2 protein-coding genes and 1 CRISPR repeat array are annotated in these 1929 nt (G+C 69.3%); both genes read right to left on the bottom strand.

From position 1 onward, the window contains the following. Positions 1-183: 183 nt before the first annotated feature. The gene (locus MTQ10_RS30090; protein WP_247473737.1) at positions 184-534 is read right to left on the bottom strand and encodes a GNAT family N-acetyltransferase; all 351 of its coding nucleotides are present in this window, start codon (positions 532-534) and stop codon (positions 184-186) included. A gap of 28 nt (positions 535-562) precedes the next feature. Continuing rightward, entirely contained in the window at positions 563-982 is a 420-nt protein-coding gene (panD, locus tag MTQ10_RS30085; protein WP_247473732.1) for an aspartate 1-decarboxylase, read from the bottom strand. A 175-nt stretch (positions 983-1157) separates the two neighbouring features. Next, positions 1158-1795: a CRISPR direct-repeat array (repeat unit 28 nt; unit sequence GGACAACCCCCGCACACGCGGGGACGAC). Between the last annotated feature and the right edge of the window lie 134 nt (positions 1796-1929).

Genomic DNA, 1929 nt, shown 5'->3' with positions numbered 1-1929 from the left:
GGTGGGGCCCGGGTGGACGGGGTCGGGGTACGGCTCGGTCATGTCGTCCTCCGCCAGCAGGTCGGCCTTGGCTCTGGACTACTCCCCCGCCTACCCGGCCCCGCCGCCGGCAGTCACCCGGACGGACCAGGAACCGGGGGCCGGGCGGCGCACCCGGCCCCGGTGCGTCGAGCCCGGCGCCCCTCAGAACCGGCCTGGGTGGGCGGCCAGCCACACCTTGGCGGCGCGCACCAGCGCCGGATCGGCGGGCGGGGCCTCCTCGGGGTGACGGGCGGCCCACTTGGTGACGTACGGGCAGAGGGGGGCGACCGGCACGCCCTCGCGGGCGGCGATGCCGTACAGCTCCCTGGCGAGGGACCCGGCGATGCCCTTTCCCTCGTGGGCGGGCTCGACGACGGTGTGGACCGGGACCAGAGCAGGCTCGGGCGCGTCGAGCACGAAGTACTCGATACGCCCGACGACCTCCCCGCCCGCCCCCAGAGCCTCCAGGCGCCCGGCGCCCCGGTCGTCGCGGATCTCGATGTCGCTGCTCATGGGGCTGGCTCCTGATCCCTGGGTCGGCTCAGACGGTGACCGCCTGCGGACTGCGCTCTTGATCCGACCCCGGCACCGGCTCCGACGGGTCGGCACCGAGAGCCACGATCCGATTGTTCCCGTCGACATGCACCACACGCGGCTCGAACGCCCGCGCCTCGGCGTCGGTGACCTGGGCGTAACTGATGATGATCACCAGGTCGCCGGGGTGGACGAGGTGAGCGGCGGCACCATTGATCCCGATGACCCCGGACCCCCGCTCCCCCTCGATGACATAGGTCTCCAGCCGGGCACCGTTGGTGATGTCCACGATGTGCACCAGCTCACCGGGCAGCAGATCAGCGGCGTCGAGCAGATCCGCATCGATGGTCACCGATCCCACATAGTGCAGGTCGGCCTGGGTGACCGTGGCGCGGTGGATCTTGGACTTGAACATGGTACGCAACATAGGGGTACTCCCAAGCTAGGCTCCCTGCCTGCGTTTTTGCAGGTCAAGGGCTGTTAGCACACCTTACAACGAGTCGCAGGCCCGAGCATCTGTCCCCACGATTTCCGGATCGACGACGACTACTTGCCGCTTTTCCTGACGCACCGTCAGGCGAATGGGCAATGGTTCAACCGGAGGACCGCCCCCGCACACGCGGGGACGACCATCCGTAGGTGGCGTCGGGCAGCTCGGGGCAGGGACAACCCCCGCACACGCGGGGACGACGCGGAGTGGGCCTCCACCCGGGGCGTGATGCGGGGACAACCCCCGCACACGCGGGGACGACGCGTCGATGCCTCGGGTAACGGAGCCTTCCTGAGGACAACCCCCGCACACGCGGGGACGACAAGAGGGCGTCCATGTGCTGAGCCTCTGTACGGGGACAACCCCCGCACACGCGGGGACGACAGTTATCCCTGCCTCAGCATGATGCCCGCTGGGGGACAACCCCCGCACACGCGGGGACGACGTGCTTCCACTTCTCCAGCTCTGCCAGAGCCTCGGACAACCCCCGCACACGCGGGGACGACACCCAACCGGAGCCGTACCGATGGATGGCGTAGGGACAACCCCCGCACACGCGGGGACGACGACACTGCATACCAACGTCAAGGGGCCCATCACGGACAACCCCCGCACACGCGGGGACGACAGGTGTGCCCCACTCGACTCGGCATCCATGAAGGGACAACCCCCGCACACGCGGGGACGACCGAGTGTCGAAGCACTCCGGTACGCGCTCCGCAGGACAACCCCCGCACACGCGGGGACGACCGCCGCAGGTTGCGTCCTGGGAAGTGGTGTACGGGGTCCCACCTGATCCGGGCGTTTGGCTCGGCGTCGGAGTGAGGGCCCGGATATGAGAACGGCCACCGGCTGATCTTTCAAGACGACCAAGTCTTTGAAGG

Source organism: Streptomyces sp. XM83C, assembly GCF_023072675.1.
Taxonomy (GTDB): domain Bacteria; phylum Actinomycetota; class Actinomycetes; order Streptomycetales; family Streptomycetaceae; genus Streptomyces; species Streptomyces thermocoprophilus.
This window is presented reverse-complemented; position numbering and strand designations above follow the sequence as displayed.